23 protein-coding genes and 2 tRNA genes are annotated in these 21,866 nt (G+C 68.8%); 20 read left to right on the forward strand and 5 right to left on the reverse strand.

Annotated elements, in window-relative coordinates:
* Window positions 1–272 precede the first annotated feature (272 nt).
* The 9 genes from dnaA (at window position 273) to JIAGA_RS0100045 (ending at window position 12,501) form a co-directional block, all read left to right on the forward strand.
* Window positions 273–1,760: a chromosomal replication initiator protein DnaA gene (dnaA, locus tag JIAGA_RS0100005; RefSeq protein ID WP_026874094.1), complete on the forward strand. Its 1,488-nt coding sequence runs from the start codon at window positions 273–275 to the stop codon at window positions 1,758–1,760.
* 403 nt (window positions 1,761–2,163) lie between these two features.
* On the forward strand, window positions 2,164–3,297 hold the full coding sequence (gene dnaN, locus JIAGA_RS0100010; RefSeq protein WP_026874095.1) for a DNA polymerase III subunit beta: 1,134 nt from the start codon (window positions 2,164–2,166) through the stop codon (window positions 3,295–3,297).
* 129 nt (window positions 3,298–3,426) lie between these two features.
* Entirely contained in the window at window positions 3,427–4,362 is a 936-nt protein-coding gene (gene gnd, locus JIAGA_RS0100015; protein ID WP_245597092.1) for a phosphogluconate dehydrogenase (NAD(+)-dependent, decarboxylating), read from the forward strand.
* Window positions 4,363–4,383: 21 nt separating this feature from the next.
* The gene (recF, locus tag JIAGA_RS0100020) at window positions 4,384–5,553 is read left to right on the forward strand and encodes a DNA replication/repair protein RecF (RefSeq protein ID WP_026874097.1); all 1,170 of its coding nucleotides are present in this window, start codon (window positions 4,384–4,386) and stop codon (window positions 5,551–5,553) included.
* A gap of 25 nt (window positions 5,554–5,578) precedes the next feature.
* Entirely contained in the window at window positions 5,579–6,220 is a 642-nt protein-coding gene (locus JIAGA_RS0100025; protein ID WP_051425479.1) for a DciA family protein, read from the forward strand.
* Window positions 6,221–6,492: 272 nt separating this feature from the next.
* Window positions 6,493–8,493: a DNA topoisomerase (ATP-hydrolyzing) subunit B gene (gene gyrB, locus JIAGA_RS0100030; RefSeq protein ID WP_026874099.1), complete on the forward strand. Its 2,001-nt coding sequence runs from the start codon at window positions 6,493–6,495 to the stop codon at window positions 8,491–8,493.
* Window positions 8,494–8,627: 134 nt separating this feature from the next.
* Complete coding sequence (gyrA, locus tag JIAGA_RS26460; protein WP_035813003.1) at window positions 8,628–11,171, forward strand: DNA gyrase subunit A; 2,544 nt, start codon at window positions 8,628–8,630, stop codon at window positions 11,169–11,171.
* Window positions 11,168–12,343, forward strand: coding sequence for a DUF3566 domain-containing protein (locus tag JIAGA_RS35125; protein ID WP_211239444.1), 1,176 nt, complete (start codon window positions 11,168–11,170; stop codon window positions 12,341–12,343). The genes gyrA and JIAGA_RS35125 overlap by 4 nt, the downstream gene beginning before the upstream one ends.
* Before the next feature lie 84 nt (window positions 12,344–12,427).
* Window positions 12,428–12,501 (forward strand) — tRNA-Ile (locus tag JIAGA_RS0100045).
* A gap of 246 nt (window positions 12,502–12,747) precedes the next feature.
* Here the strand turns inward: JIAGA_RS0100045 and JIAGA_RS0100050 are convergent.
* On the reverse strand, window positions 12,748–13,089 hold the full coding sequence (locus JIAGA_RS0100050; protein WP_026874101.1) for a VOC family protein: 342 nt from the start codon (window positions 13,087–13,089) through the stop codon (window positions 12,748–12,750).
* A 155-nt stretch (window positions 13,090–13,244) separates the two neighbouring features.
* Between JIAGA_RS0100050 and JIAGA_RS0100055 the strand changes: the two genes are divergently transcribed.
* The 3 genes from JIAGA_RS0100055 to JIAGA_RS0100065 all read left to right on the forward strand — a co-directional run bounded on the left by JIAGA_RS0100055 (window position 13,245) and on the right by JIAGA_RS0100065 (window position 14,945).
* Window positions 13,245–13,820, forward strand: coding sequence for a dihydrofolate reductase family protein (locus tag JIAGA_RS0100055; RefSeq protein WP_026874102.1), 576 nt, complete (start codon window positions 13,245–13,247; stop codon window positions 13,818–13,820).
* A 55-nt stretch (window positions 13,821–13,875) separates the two neighbouring features.
* A complete protein-coding gene (locus JIAGA_RS32610; protein ID WP_051425481.1) occupies window positions 13,876–14,283 on the forward strand; it encodes a DUF6153 family protein in 408 nt (135 codons plus the stop codon).
* A 62-nt stretch (window positions 14,284–14,345) separates the two neighbouring features.
* On the forward strand, window positions 14,346–14,945 hold the full coding sequence (locus tag JIAGA_RS0100065) for a DUF305 domain-containing protein (RefSeq protein ID WP_026874103.1): 600 nt from the start codon (window positions 14,346–14,348) through the stop codon (window positions 14,943–14,945).
* 16 nt (window positions 14,946–14,961) lie between these two features.
* Here the strand turns inward: JIAGA_RS0100065 and JIAGA_RS0100070 are convergent, their stop codons facing one another.
* Window positions 14,962–15,255 carry a putative quinol monooxygenase gene (locus tag JIAGA_RS0100070; protein WP_026874104.1) on the reverse strand — a complete coding sequence of 98 codons (294 nt, stop codon included), beginning with the start codon at window positions 15,253–15,255 and terminating at the stop codon, window positions 14,962–14,964.
* Window positions 15,256–15,437: 182 nt separating this feature from the next.
* Here JIAGA_RS0100070 and JIAGA_RS34840 point away from each other — a divergent pair, with 182 nt between their 5' ends.
* The 3 genes from JIAGA_RS34840 (at window position 15,438) to JIAGA_RS0100085 (ending at window position 16,782) form a co-directional block, all read left to right on the forward strand.
* Window positions 15,438–15,575, forward strand: coding sequence for a DLW-39 family protein (locus JIAGA_RS34840; protein WP_169738783.1), 138 nt, complete (start codon window positions 15,438–15,440; stop codon window positions 15,573–15,575).
* Window positions 15,576–15,736: 161 nt separating this feature from the next.
* Entirely contained in the window at window positions 15,737–16,486 is a 750-nt protein-coding gene (locus JIAGA_RS0100080; RefSeq protein WP_026874105.1) for a MerR family transcriptional regulator, read from the forward strand.
* Between the two features lie 223 nt (window positions 16,487–16,709).
* Window positions 16,710–16,782, forward strand: a tRNA-Ala gene (locus tag JIAGA_RS0100085).
* Window positions 16,783–17,604: 822 nt separating this feature from the next.
* On the opposite strand, the gene JIAGA_RS0100090 is transcribed toward JIAGA_RS0100085, so the two are convergent.
* Window positions 17,605–17,838 carry a DUF2188 domain-containing protein gene (locus JIAGA_RS0100090; protein ID WP_026874106.1) on the reverse strand — a complete coding sequence of 78 codons (234 nt, stop codon included), beginning with the start codon at window positions 17,836–17,838 and terminating at the stop codon, window positions 17,605–17,607.
* A 372-nt stretch (window positions 17,839–18,210) separates the two neighbouring features.
* On the opposite strand from JIAGA_RS0100090, the gene JIAGA_RS0100095 reads away from it, so the two are divergent.
* Genes JIAGA_RS0100095 through JIAGA_RS0100110 form a run of 4 tightly spaced genes read left to right on the forward strand, consistent with a single transcriptional unit; the run spans window position 18,211 to window position 19,727 of the window.
* A complete protein-coding gene (locus JIAGA_RS0100095) occupies window positions 18,211–18,546 on the forward strand; it encodes an ArsR/SmtB family transcription factor (protein ID WP_026874107.1) in 336 nt (111 codons plus the stop codon).
* Window positions 18,539–19,012 carry an SRPBCC family protein gene (locus JIAGA_RS0100100; protein WP_026874108.1) on the forward strand — a complete coding sequence of 158 codons (474 nt, stop codon included), beginning with the start codon at window positions 18,539–18,541 and terminating at the stop codon, window positions 19,010–19,012. The genes JIAGA_RS0100095 and JIAGA_RS0100100 overlap by 8 nt, the downstream gene beginning before the upstream one ends.
* Window positions 19,009–19,386, forward strand: a complete 378-nt coding sequence (locus JIAGA_RS0100105; RefSeq protein WP_026874109.1) for a nuclear transport factor 2 family protein — start codon at window positions 19,009–19,011, stop codon at window positions 19,384–19,386. The genes JIAGA_RS0100100 and JIAGA_RS0100105 overlap by 4 nt, the downstream gene beginning before the upstream one ends.
* Entirely contained in the window at window positions 19,383–19,727 is a 345-nt protein-coding gene (locus tag JIAGA_RS0100110; RefSeq protein WP_026874110.1) for a TfoX/Sxy family protein, read from the forward strand. The genes JIAGA_RS0100105 and JIAGA_RS0100110 overlap by 4 nt, the downstream gene beginning before the upstream one ends.
* Before the next feature lie 67 nt (window positions 19,728–19,794).
* Here the strand turns inward: JIAGA_RS0100110 and JIAGA_RS0100115 are convergent, their stop codons facing one another.
* A complete protein-coding gene (locus tag JIAGA_RS0100115) occupies window positions 19,795–20,346 on the reverse strand; it encodes a P-loop nucleotide/nucleoside kinase family protein (RefSeq protein ID WP_051425482.1) in 552 nt (183 codons plus the stop codon).
* Window positions 20,347–20,420: 74 nt separating this feature from the next.
* Window positions 20,421–20,873 carry a carboxymuconolactone decarboxylase family protein gene (locus JIAGA_RS0100120; RefSeq protein ID WP_026874112.1) on the reverse strand — a complete coding sequence of 151 codons (453 nt, stop codon included), beginning with the start codon at window positions 20,871–20,873 and terminating at the stop codon, window positions 20,421–20,423.
* Window positions 20,874–20,948: 75 nt separating this feature from the next.
* On the opposite strand from JIAGA_RS0100120, the gene JIAGA_RS0100125 reads away from it, so the two are divergent.
* On the forward strand, window positions 20,949–21,845 hold the full coding sequence (locus JIAGA_RS0100125) for a sigma-70 family RNA polymerase sigma factor (protein ID WP_026874113.1): 897 nt from the start codon (window positions 20,949–20,951) through the stop codon (window positions 21,843–21,845).
* The last annotated feature ends 21 nt before the right edge of the window (window positions 21,846–21,866 follow it).

A 21,866-nucleotide genomic window follows, 5' to 3' on the forward strand; every position in this document is an offset into this window, starting at 1 on the left:
TCGGTGCCACGCACGGCAACGACACGCCGGCGTGTTGGGGGCAACCTGTGGACATCAGTTGAAGCCCTGGCCGCATGTTGTTAGCGTCACGTGCTCCGGCATGCTGTCCGGACCATGCGGCACCGTGTGACCAGTATCGCGTTCACGCAGGTCACAATGGAGCGGATAGAGACAAAGCACCACGTGTCCACACCCTCCACATCCTGTGGACGACGGTGTGGAAAAGAAAACCGGGGGTGGCCAGCCGGGTGCCGCCAGTTTGGAGTGCACTAGTGGCAGACGAGGCGGGCAACGACTTCGCGACCGCATGGGCGAAAGCACTGACCGATCTCGACTCCATCGAGATCGGCCCACAGCAGCGTGCGTTTCTCTCCCAGGCGCGGCCGGTGACCCTGGTCGAGGGCACGGCCGTCATCGCCGTTCCCAGCGACTTCGCACGCGCTCAGATCGAACAGCGGCTGCGGTCCCACATCGTCGACGCCCTCTCCGCCGTGGTGGGCCACCCGGTGGGCCTCGCCGTCAGCGTCAGCCCCCCGCCGGATTCGCCGCCGGTCGACAACCTGGCGGGCGGCGCGGCAGCTGTCGCCGCGCCCGGCGGCTACGCGGAGCCCACCTCACCCTCGGTGGACACCGAGGAGATCCCGCGCGTCACGGTCGCGGCCGAGCCGGCGTTCCCGCCGCAGCGGCCGGCCGGCGCCAACGCTGCTCGCCGTCCCGACACCGAACCTCACCTCAATCCGCGCTACACGTTCGACACGTTCGTCATCGGCTCCAGCAACCGCTTCGCGCACGCCGCCACCGTCGCCGTCGCCGAGGCACCGGGCAAGGCCTACAACCCGCTGCACGTCTACGGCGAGTCGGGCCTGGGCAAGACGCATCTGTTGCACGCCATCGGGCACTACACCCGCACCATGTATCCCGGCACCCGGGTGCGTTACGTGAGCTCCGAGGAGTTCACCAACGACTTCATCAACTCCATCCGCGACGACAAGGCCTCGGCCTTCCAGCGCCGCTATCGCGACGTCGACGTCCTGCTCATCGACGACATCCAGTTCCTCGAGGGCAAGATCCAGACGCAGGAGGAGTTCTTCCACACGTTCAACACGCTCCACAACGCCAACAAGCAGATCGTCATCACCTCCGACCGGCCGCCAAAGCAGTTGTCGGCGCTGGAAGACCGCCTGCGCAACCGGTTCGAGTGGGGCCTGACCTGCGATGTGCAGCCGCCGGACCTGGAGACGCGCATCGCGATCCTGTCCAAGAAGGCCACCCAGGACCACCTGAACGTGTCGCCCGACGTGCTGGAGTACATCGCCAGCCGGATCGCCACGAACATCCGCGAGCTCGAAGGCGCACTCATCCGCGTCACGGCGTTCGCCAGCCTCAACCGCCAGCCGGTCGACCTCTCACTGGCCGAGATCGTCCTGCGCGACCTGGTGCCGACGGATTCCGGTCCGGAGATCACCGCGGCGACGATCATGGCCCAGACGTCCGCGTATTTCGGCCTCACCATCGAGGACCTGCAGGGCACCAGCCGCAGCCGGGTGCTCGTCACGGCACGGCAGATCGCCATGTACCTGTGCCGCGAGCTCACCGAGCTATCGCTACCGAAGATCGGCCAGCACTTCGGCGGCCGCGACCACACCACGGTCATGCATGCCGAGCGCAAGATCCGCACTCTGATGGCCGAGCGCCGCAGCGTCTTCAATCAGGTCACCGAGCTGACCAACCGCATCAAGCAGCAGGCCCGGCAGTCATGAACCACACAACAATGTCCGTGATCCACTTCTCACAGGGTGTGGACAAGTCTGTGGACATGTGGGCCTGCGCCGTGGACCGAACGGGCACAAGTGCCACAGTCCGGTGGACAACCACCGCCGGTCCACGGTGGCCACAGCAACCACCCACAAGCTCCGTGGACGACAATAGTGGCTCCGAGCTGCGGCGTTCATGGTTTTCCACACTTTCCACCAACGCTATTCACCCGACCAATCCAGACATGGGTCCCGACGCGCCGCACAAGCGAGGTGGCGGGCTTCCTGTGGATGGCGGGCAACAGGACGTCCTTGTGACGCCTCTGGGCCCGCCTGTCGGCGCCGCGTGGAAGGATGACGTCGAACCACAACGGCCCGGGCGGACGCCCGAGGGGAGGACGGTGGACCGGTGAAGTTCCGGCTCGATCGCGATGTATTGGCTGAAGCCGTCGCATGGACGGCTCGCACCCTGCCCAACCGGCCCACCGTGCCGGTACTGGCAGGTCTGCGTATCGACGCGTCCGACTCCCAGGTGACGTTCTCGTCGTTCGACTACGAGGTCTCCGGGCGGGTGTCGGTCGATGCCGACGTCGCCGACGGCGGGACGGTCCTGGTGTCCGGGCGGCTGCTGGCCGACATCGCGCGGTCGCTGCCGGCCAAGCCGGTCGATCTCAACGCCGACGGCGCCAAGGTCACCATCACGTGTGGCAGCGCCCGCTTCACGCTGCAGACGCTGCCCGTCGAGGAGTATCCCGACCTGCCGTCCATGCCGGAGGCCTCCGGCACCGTCGACGGCGCCGTCCTGGCCGAGGCGGTCGGCCAGGTCGCCGTGGCCGCCGGCCGCGACGACATGCTGCCCACCCTGACCGGCATCCGCATCGAGATCGAGGGCGAGACGGTCACCCTCGGCGCCACCGACCGCTATCGGCTGGCGGTGCGGGAGTTCACCTGGAACCCGGGCCGGCCCGACACGTCGGTGGTCGCGTTGGTGCCGGCACGCACGCTGGTCGACGCGGCCAAGACGCTGGCACCGGCCGGTGAGGTCACGCTGGCCCTCGGCACCGGCACACAGGACAGCCTGCTGGGTCTGGCCGCCGGTGGCCGCAACACCACCAGCCGGCTCATCGACGGCGAGTGGGTGCCCAACTACCGACGCCTGTTCCCGGCCGAGACCGCCACCGTCGCCCGGGTCGAGATCTCGTCGTTGATCGAGTCGGTCAAGCGCGTCGCCCTGGTGGCCGAGCGCAACACCCCGGTCCGGCTGGCCTTCGACGAGGGTCAGGTCGTGCTCGAGGCCGGCAGCGGCGAGGACGCGCAGGCCTCCGAGGCACTGCCCGCCGACGTGCACGGCCCGGCCATCGCCACCGGCTTCAATCCGACGTACCTGCTCGACGGGCTGCAGACGATGGGTACGCAGTTCGTGCACCTGTCCTTCACCGACACGCCGCTGAAGCCGGTGGTCATCCAGGGGGTGCCGAGTCTCGAGGCCGAGCCCGACGGCAGCTACCGCTACCTGGCCATGCCCATTCGGCTCTCGGGCTGACGCAAGGCGTCTGGGCGCCGGCCGGGTCGCCGACAGGGCGCCCGGCCGGAACCGTGACGGGCGAGCACGCAAGGATGGACACGTCAGCGCCTGGCGAGCATGTCGCCCACCGACACGGGAGGAACTCTGGTGGCCACAGAAGGGAACGTCATGGAACTGGGCCTGGTGGGCCTCGGCCGCATGGGCGGCAACATGCGCGAGCGCATCCGCCGTGCCGGCCACACCGTCGTCGGTTACGACCGAAACCCCGAGGTCAGCGATGTCGGCAGCCTGAAGGAGCTGGTCGAGCGGTTGTCCGCGCCGCGGGCCCTGTGGGTCATGGTCCCCGCCGGTGAGGCCACCCGCGGTGTCGTCGACGAACTGGCCGAGCTGCTCGACGAGGGTGACCTCGTCGTCGACGGCGGCAACTCCCGCTACACCGACGACCTCCGCAACGCCGAGGTCCTCGACGCCCACGGCGTCGGCTACGTCGATTGCGGTGTCTCCGGCGGCATCTGGGGTCTCGATGTCGGCTACGGACTCATGGCCGGCGGCGAGACCGCCCACGTCGAGCGCCTGCTACCGATCTTCGACGCCCTGCGCCCGGAAGGCCCACGCGACGAGGGCTACGTACACGCCGGCGGTGTCGGCGCAGGTCACTACGCCAAGATGGTTCACAACGGCATTGAGTACGGCTTGATGCAGGCCTACGGCGAGGGCTACGAGCTGCTGGCCAAGTCCGGCATCGTCGAGGACGTCCACGGCACCATGAAGGCTTGGTCGCGGGGCACCGTCGTGCGGTCGTGGCTGCTCGACCTCCTGGTCCGCGCGTTGGAGAACGACCCCACCCTCGCCGAGATCGAGGGCTTCGTCGAAGATTCCGGCGAGGGCCGGTGGACTGTCGAGGAAGCCATCAAGCACTCAGTGCCCATGCCGGCCATCTCCGCGGCGCTATTCGCCCGGTTCGAGTCGCGGCAGGACGACTCCCCCGCAATGAAGGCCGTCGCGGCACTGCGCAAGCAGTTCGGCGGGCATGCGGTGAAGTCGGCCGGCCCGACGTCGGGTCCCGGCGACGTCCGCACCTGACCGGGCCGGAAACGTCGGAGCATGCACGTCGCGCACCTGTCGCTGGTCGATTTCCGGTCGTACCCGGAGGTCGAGCTCCCGCTCGATCCCGGCGTCACGGCGTTCATCGGACCGAACGGGCAGGGCAAGACCAACCTGGTCGAGGCGGTGAACTACCTGGCCACGCTGGGTAGCCACCGAGTCGCTCAGGACGCTCCCCTGGTCCGCGTCGGCGCCGAACGGGCGGTGGTGCGTGCCAGCGTCATCGACTCGTCGGTCTCCGACGGGCGCAGCACGTTGCTCGAGGTGGAGATCACCCCGGGGAAGGCCAATCGGGCCCGGCTGAATCGTTCGCCGGTGCCCCGGGCGCGGGAGATCCTCGGTGTTCTGAACACCGTGCTGTTCGCGCCGGAGGATCTGGCCCTGGTCAAGGGTGATCCGTCGGAACGCCGGCGGTTCCTCGACGAGCTGTTGGTGGCACGGGCGCCGCGGTTCGCCGGCGTCAGGTCCGACTACGAACGGGTGCTGAAACAGCGCAACGCGCTGTTGAAGTCCGCGGGAGCGGCGATGCGTGCCGGTCGCGGCCGATCCGGAGGCCCCGACCTGAGCACCCTCGATGTGTGGGACACCCACCTGGCGCAGCGCGGCGCGGAACTCCTGGCGGCGCGGCTCGAGCTGGTCGACGCGATGCGCCCGTTGGTGGCCAAGGCCTACGACGCGGTGGCCGGCGGCGACGGCGGGGCCGGTGGACGGGACGCACAGCTGGTCTACAAGTGCTCCCTGGGTCCGGACGTCGAGGTCGTGCCCGAGCGTGAACGTCTTGCCGCGGCCCTGCTCGACGCCGTCGGCGAACGCCGTCGCGACGAGCTGGACCGAGGCGTCTCGCTGGTCGGTCCGCACCGCGACGACCTGGTACTCAACCTCGGCCCGATGCCGGCGAAGGGCTATGCCAGCCACGGCGAGTCCTGGTCGTTCGCGCTGGCGTTGCGGCTGGCGTCCTATGAGCTGTTGCGTTCCACGGGCAGTGACCCTGTACTGGTGTTGGACGACGTGTTCGCCGAGCTCGACACCGGACGCCGTGATCGGCTCGCCGAGCTGACCTCCGGGGCGGAGCAGGTGCTGGTCACGGCAGCGGTGCCGGGCGACGTACCGGCCGGGCTGAGCGGGGCTCGGGTCGACGTTCTGGGTGGAGAGGTACGACGAGCCAGGTGACAGGCCGGGGAGGTGACCGCGACCGATGAGCACGGACGACGGTGGCCCGCCCGATCTGCCACGTGCGGCCGAGCCGGCCGAGCCAGGCGGTGCAGGCGGGTCCGGTGCCGCCGATCAGCCGGCCTCGGAGGACGGTTTCACGTGGAACCCCGACGGCGACGACCTCGCCAGGGCGCTGCTCGCCCGGGCGAAGGTGGCGGGCCGTCCGGGCGGCGCGGCCCGGAACCCCAAGACGTCGCGGAAGCGAGGCGGTGGGGGCCGGTGGTCGCGCCGGGCACCGGGCTCCGGGTGGAGCGGACCGGGATCCGACGAGCGTGATCCACAGTCCGTCGCTGTCACGCTGGACCGGCTGGTCGGCGAGCACGGCTGGTCCGAAGACCTCGCGGTGCACGGTGCGGTCGCCCGGTGGGACCAGCTGGTCGGCCCCGAGGTCGCGGCTCACGTCCGTCCGGAGCACTACGACGACGGCGTCCTGACGGTCCGTGCCGACTCCACCGCCTGGGCCACTCAGGTGCGCCTGTTCGCCCCGGAGCTGGTCCGCCGGTTCAACGAGGACATCGGCGACGGCACGGTGACCAGGGTCGATGTGCTCGGTCCGCAGGCACCGAGCTGGCGGAAGGGCCCACGCAGCGTGCCCGGCCGAGGCCCGCGCGACACCTACGGCTGACATCGAGCCGGCCGTACGGAGCCGTCGTCCCCCGCCGATCCGCCCAGCGGCGCCAGACGGCCCTCAGCGTCGTCGAGCCTCCCAGCTCGGGTATGGGGACACACGACTGTCGATCCGTGCGGCTGAAGCGCCATTCCGGGCCGCAGGACGCGCATTCTGGGTGCGCGTCAGGGTAGAATGGGCCCGTCCATCCAGGCCGCTCGGTCTCCTGGGGCTCTCAGCGGCCTACAGGGTGCGGTGCGGCCTGATCCTTGGCAGGAGGTCCCCCGCTCGTGACGGACACCACGTCCTACGACGCCAGCGCCATCACCGTACTCGAAGGTCTCGAGGCCGTCCGTAAACGCCCCGGTATGTACATCGGTTCCACCGGCGAGCGGGGCCTGCACCACTTGGTCTACGAGGTCGTCGACAACTCCGTCGACGAGGCCCTGGCCGGCGTCTGCGACCAGATCGAGATCGTCCTGTTGCCCGGCGACGGCGTCCGTGTCACGGACAACGGTCGTGGCATCCCGGTCGACATGCACCCGGTCGAGAAGAAACCCGCCGTCGAGGTCGTCATGACCGTTCTGCACGCCGGCGGCAAGTTCGGCGGCAGCGGCTACAAGGTCTCCGGTGGACTGCACGGCGTCGGCGTCTCGGTGGTCAACGCGTTGTCCACCAAGATCGACCTCGAGATCCACCGTGACGGCTACCGGTGGACCCAGTCGTACTCGCTCGGCGTTCCCGATGCCCCGCTGCAGCGCCACGAGCCATCCGACCGTACCGGTACGTCCACGACGTTCTGGGCCAGCCGGGACATCTTCGAGACGACCGCGTACGACTTCGAGACGCTGTCCACCCGCTTCCGCGAGATGGCGTTTCTCAACAAGGGCTTGACCATCGTCCTGCGTGACGAGCGGCCGGAGGGCGTCGACGTCGGTGCCGACGAAGACGTCGAGACCGAGCAGAGCTCGGAGCCTCGCGAGGTGCGGTACCGCTACGAGCTCGGACTGGTCGACTACGTCGAGCACCTCAACAGCACCAAGTCCCCCGTTCACCGCACCGTGATCGACTACGAGGCGGAGTCCGAGGACGGCGACGGCCAGGCCATGAGCCTGGAAGTGGCGATGCAGTGGAACGACCAGTTCACCGAGTCGGTGCACACGTTCGCCAACACCATCAACACGCACGAGGGCGGCGCGCACGAGGAGGGGTTCCGGGCGGCGTTGACGACGCTGGTCAACCGGTTCGCCCGCGACTGGGGCGTCTTGAAGGAGAAGGACCCCAACCTGACCGGTGAGGACGTGCGCGAGGGCCTCACGGCGATCATCAGCATCAAGCTGGCCGAACCGCAGTTCGAGGGCCAGACGAAGACCAAGCTCGGCAACACCGAGGCGAAGAGCTTCGTCCAGAAGGTCGTCAACAATGAGCTCGGTGCCTGGTTCGAGCAGAACCCGACCGAAGGCAAGCTGATCGCCCGCAAGGCGCAGAGCGCCGCGATCGCCCGGGTGGCCGCCCGCAAGGCCCGCGATGCCGCTCGCAGCCGCAAGGGACTCATGGGCGGTGCCGGGCTGCCGGGCAAGCTGGCCGACTGCCAGTCGACCGACCCGGAGGAGTGCGAACTCTTCATCGTCGAGGGTGACTCCGCCGGCGGCCCGGCCAAGCAGGGGCGCGACTCGCGGATCCAGGCGATCCTGCCGATCCGAGGCAAGATCCTCAACGTCGAGAAGGCACGTATCGACCGGATCCTGCAGAACCAGGAAGTCCAGGCGATCGTCAACGCGCTCGGCACCGGGGTGCAGGAGGAAGTCGACCTCAACCGGCTGCGCTACCACAAGGTGGTCCTGATGGCCGACGCCGACGTCGACGGTCAGCACATCGTGACGCTCCTGCTCACCCTGCTGTTCCGGTTCATGCGTCCGGTCATCGAGCAGGGCCACGTGTTCCTGGCCCAGCCGCCGCTCTACAAGATCAAATGGGCTGGCAAGGACAGTGTCGCCGAGTACGCGTACTCCGACCGCGAACGTGATGCCCTTCTCCAGGCAGGCGTTGCCGCCGGTAAGCGGGTGCCCAAGGAGAACGGCATCCAGCGGTACAAGGGTCTCGGCGAGATGAACGACGACGAGCTGTGGGAGACCACCATGGACCCCTCGCAGCGGCTGCTCCTGCAGGCCACCCTCGACGACGCCGCGCATGCCGACGAGGTGTTCTCCACCCTCATGGGCGAGGACGTCGAGAGCCGGCGCAAGTTCATCCAGCGCAACGCCCGCGACGTCCGCTTCCTGGACATCTGAGTCCGGGCGCGAACGAAGCACCTGCACGACATGAAAGACAACGGGGCTGAGGACAACCGCGAGGCTGTCCCGCGCGTCATACCTGATGTGCGACCGGCAGGCCGCACCTGGAGGAACCACTCGTGACGAACGACATGACCACCGCGGGCGACGGCGTCGGACCCGGGGGACGCATCGAACCGGTCGACCTGCAGGTCGAGATGCAGCGCAGTTATCTCGACTACGCGATGGCTGTCATCGTCGGCCGCGCGCTGCCGGACGTCCGCGATGGCCTCAAGCCGGTGCACCGGCGCGTGCTCTACGCCATGTTCGACGGCGGCTTCCGGCCCGACCGCGGGTTCTACAAGTGCTCGCGTGTGGTCGGCGAGGTGATGAGCAACTACCACCCGCACGGTGACACCGCCATCTACGACACCCTGGTCCGGCTCGGCCAGTGGTGGTCGATGCGGTACCCGCTGGTCAAGGGTCAGGGCAACTTCGGTTCGCGCGGCGACGACAAGCAAGCAGCCATGAGGTACACCGAGTGCCGCATGGAGCCGCTCGCCATGGAGATGGTGCGCGACATCGAGGAAGAGACCGTCGACTTCTCGCCGAACTACGACGGCCGCAGCGACGAGCCCGATGTGCTGCCGGCACGGTTCCCCAACCTGCTGGTCAATGGTTCCGGTGGCATCGCGGTCGGCATGGCCACCAACATCCCGCCGCACAACCTCCGAGAGGTCGCCGCGGGTGTCGACTGGTACCTGGACAACCCCGACGCCGACAGCGAGCAGCTCCTGGAAGCGCTGCTCGAACGGATCAAGGGTCCGGACTTTCCCACCAGCGGCTTGATCGTCGGCACCTCGGGCATCGAGCAGGCCTACCGCACCGGCCGGGGCTCGGTCACCATGCGTGCCGTCGTCGACGTCGAAGAGGACAGCCGCGGTCGCGCCATCCTGGCGATCACCGAGCTGCCCTACCAAGTCAACCCCGACGCGCTGCTGCGCAAGATCGCCGAGCTCGCCGACACCGGCAAGGTGCCCGGCATCGCCGACCTGAAGGACAACTCGTCGTCCCGCACCGGTATGCGCATCGAGGTCGTGCTCAAGCGCGACGCCGTCGCGACCGTCGTCCGGAACAACCTCTACAAGCACACCCAGCTGCAGGACACCTTCGGCTGCAACATGGTCGCCCTGGTCGATGGCGTTCCGCGCACCCTGTCGCTGGACGGCTTCGTCCGGCACTGGGTGACCCACCAGATCGAGGTCATCCGCCGGCGTACCGAGTTCCGGCTGCGCAAGAAGCGCGAGCGGCTGCACATCGTCCTGGGTCTGCTCAAGGCGATCGACGCCATCGACGAGGTCATCGCGCTGATCCGCCGCTCGTCCGACGCCGACGAGGCGCAGGCCGGCCTGATGCAGTTGCTGGAGATCGACGAGCTGCAGGCCCGGGCCATCCTGGACATGCAGCTGCGCCGGCTGACCGCGCTCTCGCGTGACGAGCTGCAGAACGAGCACGACACCCTCGTCGCCGACATCGCCGACCTCGAGGACATCCTGGCCTCGGAACAGCGCAAGCGGACGATCATCCGCGAGGAGCTGGCGGAGATCGTCGAGAAGTACGGCGACGAGCGCCGCAGCCGCATCATCCCGGGCGAGGGCGACATGACCGCCGAGGACCTCATTCCCGAGGAGCCGGTGGTCGTCACCATCACCCGCGGCGGTTACGCGAAGCGCACCAAGGCCGACCTCTACCGTTCGCAGAAGCGCGGCGGGAAGGGCGTACGGGGCGCGCAGCTGCGCGAGGACGACGTGGTCGACCAGTTCTTCGTCACCACGACGCACCACTGGGTCCTGTTCTTCACCAACCGCGGCCGGGTGTACCGCGCCAAGGCGTACGAGCTGCCGGAGCTGGCCCGCGACGCGAAGGGGCAGCATGTCGCGAACCTGCTGGCGTTCCAGCCGGACGAGCAGATCGCCCGGGTCCTGACGCTCCGCGACTACGAGCAGTCGCCGTATCTGGTGCTGGCCACGAAGCACGGCATGGTCAAGAAGACCCGCCTCACCGAGTACGACTCCAACCGCAGCGGCGGCGTCATCGCCGTGTTGTTCCGCGAGGAGGACGACGAGCTCATCGGTGCGGAGCTGGTGAGCCCCGACGACGACATCCTGCTGGTCTCGCGCAAGGCGCAGGCGATCCGGTTCACCGCCAACGACGAGCAGCTTCGGCCCATGGGCCGGGCCACCGGCGGCGTGGTGGGCATGAAGTTCCGCGACGGAGACGAAATGCTCTCGATGTCCGTTGTGAGGGATGGAACCGACTCGTACGTCTTTACCGTCACAGATGGTGGATTCGCCAAACGAACCGCGGTCGAGGAATATCGTGTTCAGGGACGCGGCGGTTTGGGTATCAAGGCGATGAAGATCAATGAGGATCGTGGCTCCCTGGTCGGTGCGCTCGTCGTCGGTGACGGTGACGAGGTACTGGCCATCCGGGCTTCCGGCGGTGTCACGCGGAGTCCCGTACGGGATGTCCCAGCCAAGGGACGTGACACCATGGGAGTGAAGTACGTTGCGCTCGGCAGCGGCGACATGGTCGTCGCCATCGCGCACAACGCCGAGGAGGACGTGGTGGCGGAAGCCGTAGAGGAAGCCGTCGCCGAGGTCTCCGAGAACGACGCGGAAGGTGATGGCTCGTGACGAGCAGCGGCGGGACCGGGCGTCCGGCGACTGACCAGGACGCCCGCCAGCAGGGCGTGCCCCCGCCCACTCCGGCACAGTCCCAGCAGTCCAACGGCAAGCCGCCGAGCGCCCCGAGTTCCGACGCCGCTCCGGCCGGCGGTGCCGACGCTCCGGACCCAGCGGTCCAGACTCGCCGGCAGAAGGGCGGCGGCGAGAAGCAGCCGCGCGGCGCCGCCGCGGCCAGGGTCGCAACCCGCGCCAGCCGCAACCGCCAGGACAACACGCCGCGTACGTCGAAGGACTCCACGCCCAACCCGTGGGCCCGGCCGGCCGAGCAGGGTCCTTCGGGCAACGGCGCACCGGCGCAGGGTTCGAACGTTCCGCCGGCAGCAGCGCAGAACGGCGCCGCCGGTGGGCAGGGTGCCGGCGCGAACCCTTCGGATCAGTCTCGCCGTGGTGCTCAGAACGCTTCGCCGCCGGGTCCGGTACCGCCGCCGTCGCTGGTGGCCAAGCAGCGCCGTGAGGCCGCTGCGGCGGGTGGCGCCGCTGCCGCGGGCGGCGCTGCTGCCCAGTCCGGTGGCGCTGGTGCCCAGCCGGGCCCGGGCGCCCAGCCGGGCGCGGCCGGTGCGGCCGCTCCGAACGCCGCTGCCCCCACAGTCTTCCCTGCCGCCGCGCCCGGCCCGGTCCCGGCCGCTCCGGCGCCGGCTCCGCAGCCCACTGTCGACACCCAGGCCAGCATGGAGGCGGTGCCGGCGGCGGCCAGCAAGCCCGCGGCGCCCAAGACCCCCACGCGGCCTACGTCCTCGCGCCGGCCCGGCCGGGTGCGCAAGGCCCGGTTGCGGTTGCTGCGGGTCGACCCCTGGTCGGTGATGAAGACGGCGTTCCTGCTGTCCGTCGCGCTGGGTATCACGCTGTTCGTCGCGGTGGCGGTGTTGTGGTCGGTGCTCGATGCCGCTGGCGTCTTCGAGTCGATCGACGGCGTCATCACCGACATGACCGCGTCGGACACCAACTCCGGCATCGACATCAACCAGTACGTCGAATTGTCCCGAGTGCTGGGCTTCACCACCCTGATCGCGGTGGTGGACGTGGTCCTCCTCACCGCGCTCGCCACCCTCGGAGCATTCCTGTACAACCTGTCCGCCAGCCTGCTCGGCGGCCTGGAGCTCACCCTCGCCGAGGACGACTGATTCATCCTGGGGTTCGGCGGCCGGCGAGTTTGGGTTGGCCGCCGACGGTGAGGTAGTCTGCTGCGGCGCACGCAGTGCGATCCCGGGCCTATAGCTCAGACGGTTAGAGCGCTTCCCTGATAAGGAAGAGGTCACAGGTTCAAGTCCTGTTAGGCCCACCCAGTACCGAGGCCCTGCCGTATCGATCGGCGGGGCCTTCTTCATGCCGGTACAGCAGTAGCAGCCAACGTGTGCCGTCGCCGCGGGGTCCACCTGATCGCCGATGTGTCGCCTGATCGGGTCCGTGGCCGATCAGCGATCAGATGGCCTCGAGACGGCGATTCGGTGCGATCGGTCACCTGATCGTGATGACCACACGGCGCCCGGGAACGGCGTCGCGGTGACGACGCGACGAGTGCGCGGTGCTAGCCAGGGATGACGCCGAACCCGATCTCGTTGCCCTCGGGGTCAAGATAGACGGCCTTCCGGACGCCCTCGGGGTACACCTCCCAGTCCGCTGGTGAGATCCCCCGTTCGGCGATCCGCGCGACGTGTGCGTCCAGATCGTCGACCATGACCGCAAGGACGGAATGGCCACCGTGCTCGCCGTTCTGCTTGATGTAGAGCCACCGGTGCTCCGCGAGCTGCCACACGGCTTCCGTGGCGGTTGCGAGGAAGGTCGGCTCGGAGCCGAGAAGGCGCTCGTACCAGGGCAGCACGGACGCGTAGTCGCGAACGTAGATTCCAGCGAACAGATCGAGTGCCACGATGGGCCTCCCCGCGGTGTCGGTGAGTGTCGTCACAGAAGAGACCACCCGGGTGCCTGATTCTCGTCGGTGGCACGGTGCGTCCGCATCCGATGAGTTTCGGGACCGCCCCCGGTCACCATCGACAGCGTCCAGACGATCCGAGGAGACCGACGATGGGCAAGGTCTACACCCACATGACGATGTCGTTGGACGGGTTCATCGCCGAGCCCGACGACCAGATCGGGGAACTGTTCGAGTGGTACGACGCCGGGGACACCACCGTGCAGGGCTCCGGCATGGTCTTCAACGTCGACGCGGCCAGCGCGGTGTTGCTCCAGGAGTTCGTCGACACCACCGGTGCGCTGGTCGCCGGACGGCGTCTGTTCGACATCACCGACGGATGGAACGACAACCACCCCGTGGGCAGCCCGGTGGTCGTCGTGACCCACAATCCTCCGGCGGATGCCGACCGGTGGCCGCGGACCGCGTTCGTCGACGGTGTCGAGGCGGCCGTGGACCGCGCCCGGCAGGTTGCCGGCGAGAAGGACGTGTGCATCGCCAGCGCCGACGTCGCGCAGCAGGCCCTCGAGCTCGGTGTGGTCGACGAGGTGTGCGTCAGCCTCGTGCCCGTGCTCTTCGGCACCGGGAAGCCGTACTTCTCGACCCGTGAGCACCTGCTTCTCGACGATCCGGTCGTCATCCCGGGGCGGCGGGCCACCCACCTTCGCTACCCGGTTCGCCGGTCGTGACGGGCGGCGCAGGGCGGCTGCGGCGACGACGGACACCGGGCTAAGCTCGAACACCGTGAGGATCGGGACGCGGCTGCTCGTCGTGGTCGTGCTCGTGCTCGGCATCGTGATGATGCACCACGTCGCCCAGTCCGGGCGGCACGAGCTACCCGTCGTCGCCGACCAGGCTGCGGGTCACGCCGCGGCGATGTCGCCGACTGGCACCCACGCGGACCCGGCCGGTTCCGGCCCCGGCTCCTCCCTGGACGACACCACGTTGGAGCACGGTCTGCTGCACCTCTGCCTGGCGGTCGTGACCGCCGCGGCGTTGCTCGTCATCGGCCGGCTCCTGCGGGGTTGGCGGTGGCTGCCGGCCGTCGGTTCGACGCTCACGCCCGCTGTTCTCCCGGTGCGGCGGCGTCCAGCACCTCCGAGACCGTACGGCACGGTCCTCCTGACGTCCCTGTGCGTGCTGCGGACGTGATGAGTCAGAGCACCCTGACCGTCACGTTCGCCTGATCACGCGCAGAAAAGAGACACTCCACGATGCACCGCGTTCGCACCACCCTGCCCATCGTCGCCGCGACGACGACGGTCCTCCTGCTCGCCGGCTGTGGCGATACCGACCCGGCCGCGACCGGCCCGGGGGCGACCGGCCCGAGTCCTTCCGCCACCGCGGCGGCCACGCCCGATGTCGAGTTCGCGCAGCTGATGATCCCGCATCACACCCAGGCGGTGCAGATGGCCCGCATGCTGCCCGACGACGGCGTCAGCGCCGAGCTCGTCGCCCTGGCCGACGCCGTCGAAGCCGCGCAGCAGCCCGAGATCGAGCAGCTGACCGCCATGCTCGAGCGGTGGGGTGCGGAGCCGTCTGCCGACCCGCACGCCGGCCACGGCCCGGGCGAGATGGACGGCATGATGACGCTTCAGGACCTGGCCGCGTTGGAGGCGGCCGCCGGAGCGGAGTTCGAACGGATGTGGCTGTCGATGATGATCGAGCATCATGAGGGCGCGATCACCATGGCCGAGGCCCAACTGGCGGCGGGCTCCGATCCGGAGGCGCTCGCCCTGGCGCAGGAGATCATCGACGCCCAGGATGCCGAGATCGCGCAGATGGAGCAGATGCTGACCGCCGTCGGCTCCTGAGCCGTCCCGTGCGCCGTCAGCGGTCGGCGGTGGTGCCCTCCTCCGCCGACACCAGCTCATCGATGGCCGAGAAGAACGCCGCGATGCCGGGTCGGTTGGCGCCCTTCTCCCTCGACGCCGCGAAGTCCGCGGCCGACCTCCAGGTGACGACGTCGAGCCACTGGTCATCGGGCAGCCGGATCAGCTGGGCGTCGATGAAGCCGTCGCGGTCGGCGCGGAAGTCCGCGAGCATGCCCGGCCGCGCTGCCAGGAACCGTTCGACGTCCTCTGGCCGTACCCGGAACCGGGTCAGCTCGACCGTTGCCGTCATCGGTATCTCTCCCTCAGTGGACCGGCACTCGTCGGGCGATACGTTATACGGGGTCTCGACCAGCGGGCCCGGGCCGACGCGATCCTGACGGAGAGGCGCCGGTTCGGACGTCGCCCTGATGCTCGGCGGAGTGCTGCGTTAACCTCACACGAGATGTCGAGACCGTCTGGAGGCGGAGCATCGTGTTCAACAAGAAGATCCTCTTCGGTGTGGTTCTGGCGGTCCTCGGGTACCTCGGTTACCGCCGCTACCAGTCCGGGCAGGCCGAGCAGGACCTGTGGGCCGAGGCCACCGACCCGATCCCGGCCGACCCGCGCTGACCGACCATCACGGCCACGCGAACTCCGTCATCGACGGGCGTCGCGTGGCCGTCGTCATGTCCGGGTCTTTTTCGACTTGAAGTTGACGCGGCGTCAACGCCTACCGTCGTAGGCGGATCGGAGAGACCGGTCCGGTGAACTCCACGGGGGACGTGTCGGGAATGAGCTGGTCGATCAACGAGGTGGCGCGCGAGTCCGGCGTGACGTCGCGCACGCTGCGCCACTATCACGCGATCGGCCTGCTCGAACCCGCCTGGACGGCCGACGGTGGCCGTCGCTACTACGAGCAGGAGCAACTGCTGCGGCTGCAGCGGATCCTCCTGCTGCGCGAACTCGGCCTCGGCCTGGGTGCGATCGGCGAGATCCTGGCCGCGCAGGACGGTGCCGGCGCCGTCGAGGTGCTGCGCCGTCATCGTGCCTGGCTCCTGGCCGAACGCGACCGGTTCGACCGTCTCGTCGCCACCGTGGACAACACCATGACCACCCTGGAGAGGGGAGGAACCATGACGGCGCAGTCAATGTTCGACGGCTTCGACCACAACCCGTACGAGGCCGAGGCGCGCGAGCGCTGGGGCGACAAGGCCATCGACGACTCGATGGCGCGACAGCGAAGCTGGTCCAAGGAGCAGGCCGAGCAGGCCCGCACCGGTTTCGACGCCACACGGGCGAAGTTCGCCGAGTTCGTCGCGGCCGGCACGCCTGTCGACGACCCGCAGGTGCAGGAGGCCGTCCACGGTCACTACGAGTGGATCTGCCTGTTCTGGACGCCCAATCGGGAGTCCTACAAGGGCCTGGCCGACCTGTACGCCGACGACGAGCGCTTCCGGCAGAACATCGGAGATGGCAACGACGCCCTCGTCGAGTACCTGCGCGACGCGATGAAGGTCTACGCCGACGCTCGCCTCGCGTAGCCCTCGCAAATGATCACGTCCGGCATGGGTGCACCCGCGGCACCACCCATGCATGCCTGGTGATGCGGTAACACGCCTGGTGGCCGCGAGCCCGGCGGCACCGGGAGAGCTGCAGATCTCCCGGTCCTTCGGGCTGAGAATTCGCAGTACAGCGGGGTCAGGCGCTATGGTTGACGGCGCGGTCCGGCGTCTCGGCATTTGCCAGTCGCCGCTCCGCACCACCGGGGACGTAGCTCAATTGGCAGAGCACTGCCTTTGCAAGGCAGGGGTTAGGGGTTCGATTCCCCTCGTCTCCACAAAGATCTACTGCGCATGTACCTGTGTTTCCGAACTGGGACCGGTCGGGCCGAGTGCTCAACGGCCACTGCGGACCTGCGACGACCTGGACACCCGCAACTGGGTCCCGCGGATTCCACGGCCACTCACCTGCCGTGATGGGGGCCGTACTGGCCCTGGTCTCAATCGTTGGGATCGATGTCGTGTCGGTTCCACCGGCGCCGACGACCGACCCTGCGGTTCACCGACCAGGGCGCGCGAGCGGCGTCGCCGTACCCGCGGTGCTTGTGCGGCTTGCACGTGCCGCAGCCCTTGCGGCGGCGGTGGGGCGAGTGCGCCATCGTTTGACCTCCCGAGACTGTCCCCGCCCGGGTGGGCGGAGTGGCTCGGGTATGCCGCCGACGCTCATGTGGGCCATTCTGCCCCAGGATGCAACGGTGAACGATGTTCCAGATCACGGTCTGTGACGGACGATCGACGCCATGACCTCCTGCGACGTCCCGCAACGGCGGGCGATGATGGGCCGCCAGCTTTCGCTCGAGGACCAGCTCGCGTCACCCGTGCCGAGGCCGCGGCTACTCGGAGGAGACGGTCGACGCCGCCTGCCGCTCGGGGACTTTCGCGAGACCAAGCCGACGACCGATGGCTGCGAGCTCGCCAACGGTGTGATCCTTCGTGAGGATCTCGATGCGTGCTTCGAGCCAACTACGAGGCGGTCACGACACAGCCACCCACGCGGGCCGCACTAGGCACGACGCGTCAAAGCCGACAGTTGCTCCGCCGGGCCGATGGGCCGCGCACCTGCAGTCGGCCCGGACGTTGCCCTCCGGGCCGACCCCCGATCAGCCCTTCGACTTGCGGGGATCGCGCGAGCGCGGGTAAGTGTTGCGCTCGCCGATCTTGCCATCCTTGTTGTGGATGACGTGTTCCACGCCTCGCTCGATCGCCATCTCGCGGCCCGCGGCTTGCGCCTCCGCCTTCGTCGCCGAAGTGTTCGACGCACGCACGTTGCCTTCAGCGCGGTTCTGCCAGGTGCCGTCATCTCGCTGCGAGGTGTGGATGTCCCCCTTCGCCATTGATCATCACCTCCTTCCAGTTGTGGTGCTTGGCACCATAGCGAGAGGGACTGACAATGTTGATCAGTCGGAGGTTGGAGCATCTCCCGGCGCGGGCCCGATGCGTACAACGTGCGACCCGTCGACGCGGTGCCTGACGAGCGGGAGAGCTCCAGCGGGCGCGAGGACAACGTCCAGAGTGACCTCGCCGCAATACTCGCTCAGCCAGAACTAGACGTATGCGACGTCTGGTGGCCGGCGCGCGCATCGGAGATCTAACGATCATGCCCGGAGCGGTCCTCCCCCGTGATTCCAGCCGGCACCTCCACTCACATCCGTAAGTACAAGTGACCGTTTGTGTTACGGTGGCCGGAGCCGACTGAGGGGACCCTGATGGGTGCTGAACCTGTTCCTGATCTCGATCTGGCGTTGCGTGCGCTGGCCGACGCGAGTCGTCGGTCGATCCTGACGGCGATCCGCACCGCGCAACGCTCGGTGGGCTCCATCGCCGAGGAGGTGGGGCTGTCTCAACAGGCCACGTCGCACCATCTCCGCGTGCTCCGTGATGCCGGGTTGGCGACCGGGACTCGGGAGGGCACGCGGCACCTGTTCGTGGTGCGCACTGACGGGCTCGCGGCGGTGCGCTCGTATCTGGACGGCTTCTGGCCCAGCAAGCTCGCGGCGCTCAAGGCGGCTGTCGAAGCCGGTGCGGAGCGCGATCGTGGCTGAGTATCAGACGTCGATCGAGATCGCCGCATCGCCGGAGACGGTCTTCGACTATCTGACCACCGAGGACGGTATGACGGCGTGGATGGGCCAGCATGCCGAGTTGGACCCGCGCCCGACCGGGCTGTTCGCGGTCGATATCGCTGGCTTCCCGATCCGAGGCCAGTATCTGCACGTCGAACGTCCCACGCGAGTGGTCGTTTCCTGGGGTGTCGCGGGGAGCGAGGACCTGCCCGCGGGCACGTCCACGGTCGATTTCCGGTTGACCGCCACCGAGAACGGCACGCGGGTCGATCTCGTCCACTCCGGACTGCCCGAGACCGAGCTGGCCGGTCACGCCGACGGCTGGGTGCACTTCCTGCCGCGACTGACCGTCGCCGCGGCCGGCGGCGACGCCGGACCCGACCACTGGCGGCCTATCGGCGAGTCAAGGCCGCCCATGACCATCAAGGAAAGGGATGAACCATGACGCAGCCATCCGCGTACCAGATCGTGCAGGACTATCACCATGCGTGGACCAGTGGCGATGTCGAACGTGCGATGACCCTGGTCGCAGACGACATCGTCTGTCGCGCACCGGGCGAGGACCTGACCGGCAAGGACGCCTATCGCGAGTTCATCGGCGGCTTCGCGCCTGCTCTGACCGGCCTCACCGACATCGCGGGCTTCGCCGACGGCGAGCATCGCGTCGCATTGTTCTACTACCCCCAAACCGCGGCGACCGCCACCGCACCGGCCGCCGAGTGCTTCACCGTCCGTGATGGCAAGATCGCCGAGAGTGTCCTCGTCTTCGACCGCCTTTCGTTCGGCCCGCCGCCGACGCATGACCAGGAGGGTCGATGACTCAGCAGGCCGACCTGATCGAACGCCTCCGCGCCCTGCTCGCCGAGGAGCCATCGACTCGCGAGGTGTCCATGTTCGGCGGCCGATCGTTCATGGTGAACGACAAGATGGTCGCCAGCGCCCTCAAGGAGGGCGACCTTCTGGTCCGCGTCGACGCCGAACGACACGGCGAACTCATCCGGCAGCCCGGCGCCACACAGGCCGAGATGGGAGCCGGCCGCGACATGGGTCCGGGCTGGATCGCGGTGTCCGCCGCATCGACCGCCAGCGACGAAGGTCTGTCGTTCTGGCTCGACGCTGCCCTCGACTACAACCACGCCAGAACAAGGCGGCGGACGTAGGCACGTTCGTCTCCACCGGATCGAACACCGCCAGAACCTCGGTTGTGTGCGCATGCGTGCCATCGGCTCACGCCCCGAGCTCAGGCCCCGAGGTCGCACCGCTCGTCAAGGTCCGTAGGAGCCGCTGGGCGAGGTCACCGATGTCGACGGGACTCGCGGTGTCGATCCGGATGGTACGGCCGACGCCAAGCGGCTCAGCCAATGCCGCCCACTCGGTCCAGGATTCCTCCAACCGCCGCGCGTCGTCGTGAACGGGATGGCGGCGGCGAGCTGCGAGGCGGCGGCGCGCGACATCGGCCGGCACGTCACACCAGACTTCGACGACCGCGCCCGCGCCACAGCGATCCAGGCCGGCCCTGACGTAGTCGATGTCGCGTGGCTTGAACCACCACGACTCCATGACGACCGTGCCGCGTATCGAGGCAGCGATGCTCCATGCCGCCTCCATGGCGACCGGGCCCAGGGCCGAGCCCGGGGCCGCCCCGACGACGTCGGCCAGTGCCTCCTTGATGGCATCCTTCGACACCAACGGAGCGCACATGGCGCTGGCCAGAGCTGTGGCGAGCGTGCTCTTACCCGCAGCAGGAAGTCCGTTCACCATCACGAGGTGGTCGACCACCAATCCATGCTGGCAGAACGTTGGACGCCACAGGTTCGGTTGTCCTCGTGTCCAGCGCCGACACCGCGCCGCGATCACCAAACGCCGGCGACCTGCCGGGTGGCCGCGTTGAGCCGGTTGAACAGGTTGGTGGTCGCGATCACCAGCAGCAACGACGCCAGCTGCTCCTCGTCGTAGTGGGCGGCGGCCGCGGACCAGACGTCGTCGGGAACGGGGTCGGGACGGTCGGCCAGCCGGGTGACCGCCTCGGTGAGCGCCAGCGCGGCACGTTCGGCATCGGTGAAGTGCGGGCTTTCGCGCCAGGCGGCTGCTGCGAACAGCCGTTCGGTGCTGACGCCGGCTTTCTGCGCGTGGCGGGAGCCGGAGTCGACGCAGACGCTGCAGCCGTTGATCTGGCTGGCGCGCAGGTGCACCAGGTCGAGGGTCTCGCGGGGCACGGTGCCGCTCTTTGCGGCTCGGTCGAGCTCCTGGATGGCCGTCATCGCGGCGGGCAGGACCATGGCGGGGTTCTGCATCCGTGCTTGCATGGGAGTCTCCTTGTCACATCGGGTGGATTCGAACCGTCATCGCTGTGACGGATCGGATCGGGAGAATGTGACGCGATGAATCACGACGACTGGCTGGCACGGCGGTTCGAGGAGAACAGGTCGCATCTGCGTGCGGTGGCGTACCGGATGCTGGGTTCGGCCAGTGAGGCCGACGACGCGGTCCAGGAGTCGTGGTTCCGGCTCAGCCGCACGGACACCAGTGAGGTGCAGAATCTGCGGGGCTGGCTGACGACGGTGGTGTCGCGGGTATCGCTGGACATGCTGCGCTCGCGCTCGTCGCGTCGGGAGGAGCCACTCGACACCGGCGCGGTCGAGCCGGTGCCGAGCGGTGACGATCCGGAGCGGGAGGCGGTCCTGGCCGACTCCATCGGGCCGGCGCTGCTGGTCGTCCTCGACTCGCTGGCGCCGGCGGAACGGCTGGCGTTCGTGCTGCACGACATGTTCGCGGTGCCGTTCGACGAGATCGCCGCCATCTTGGGCCGGTCGCCGGCCGCGACCCGCCAACTGGCAAGCCGTGCCCGTCGCCGCGTCCAGGGCGCCGAGGCACCGAACGCCGACCTCGGCCGGCAGCGGGAGGTGGTGGACGCATTCCTGGCCGCGTCCCGCAACGGCGAGTTCGAGGCATTGCTCGCCCTGCTCGACCCCGGGGTCGTGCTGCACGCCGATCAGGGGGCGGTGGAGTTCGCCACGCAGGCTCAGGCGAAGGGCGCGCCGGCCCTGGCACCGGTGCTCGAGGGCGCGTCGACGGTCGCCGCGACGTTCTCCGGGCGGGCCCAGGCGGCACGGCCGGCCGTCGTCGACGGCATGGCGGGCGCGGCCTGGGCGCCGAACGGCCAGCCGCGGGCGGTGTTCCGGTTCGCTTTCACCGCCGCCGGCACCATCTCCGGCATCGAGATCGTCACCGATCCGGAGACGGTCGCCGGCCTGGAGGTCACCCTGCTCGACACCTGACCGTCCGGCCACCCGGCCGGC

The sequence above is a fragment of the Jiangella gansuensis DSM 44835 genome (assembly GCF_000515395.1).
Lineage (GTDB): Bacteria > Actinomycetota > Actinomycetes > Jiangellales > Jiangellaceae > Jiangella > Jiangella gansuensis.

Bases quoted from the DNA above. Each gene is read 5' to 3' on its own strand.
- JIAGA_RS0100095 (WP_026874107.1), top strand. From the start codon at position 18,211: ATGGGTGCTGAACCTGTTCCTGATCTCGATCTGGCGTTGCGTGCGCTG.
- JIAGA_RS0100120 (WP_026874112.1), bottom strand. From the start codon at position 20,873: ATGCAAGCACGGATGCAGAACCCCGCCATGGTCCTGCCCGCCGCGATG.
- JIAGA_RS0100080 (WP_026874105.1), top strand. From the start codon at position 15,737: ATGAGCTGGTCGATCAACGAGGTGGCGCGCGAGTCCGGCGTGACGTCG.
- JIAGA_RS0100125 (WP_026874113.1), top strand. From the start codon at position 20,949: ATGAATCACGACGACTGGCTGGCACGGCGGTTCGAGGAGAACAGGTCG.
- gyrA (WP_035813003.1), top strand. From the start codon at position 8,628: ATGACCACCGCGGGCGACGGCGTCGGACCCGGGGGACGCATCGAACCG.
- JIAGA_RS0100070 (WP_026874104.1), bottom strand. From the start codon at position 15,255: ATGACGGCAACGGTCGAGCTGACCCGGTTCCGGGTACGGCCAGAGGAC.
- JIAGA_RS0100110 (WP_026874110.1), top strand. From the start codon at position 19,383: ATGACTCAGCAGGCCGACCTGATCGAACGCCTCCGCGCCCTGCTCGCC.
- recF (WP_026874097.1), top strand. From the start codon at position 4,384: ATGCACGTCGCGCACCTGTCGCTGGTCGATTTCCGGTCGTACCCGGAG.
- JIAGA_RS0100090 (WP_026874106.1), bottom strand. From the start codon at position 17,838: ATGGCGAAGGGGGACATCCACACCTCGCAGCGAGATGACGGCACCTGG.
- JIAGA_RS0100065 (WP_026874103.1), top strand. From the start codon at position 14,346: ATGCACCGCGTTCGCACCACCCTGCCCATCGTCGCCGCGACGACGACG.
- JIAGA_RS0100025 (WP_051425479.1), top strand. From the start codon at position 5,579: ATGAGCACGGACGACGGTGGCCCGCCCGATCTGCCACGTGCGGCCGAG.
- JIAGA_RS0100055 (WP_026874102.1), top strand. From the start codon at position 13,245: ATGGGCAAGGTCTACACCCACATGACGATGTCGTTGGACGGGTTCATC.
- JIAGA_RS0100105 (WP_026874109.1), top strand. From the start codon at position 19,009: ATGACGCAGCCATCCGCGTACCAGATCGTGCAGGACTATCACCATGCG.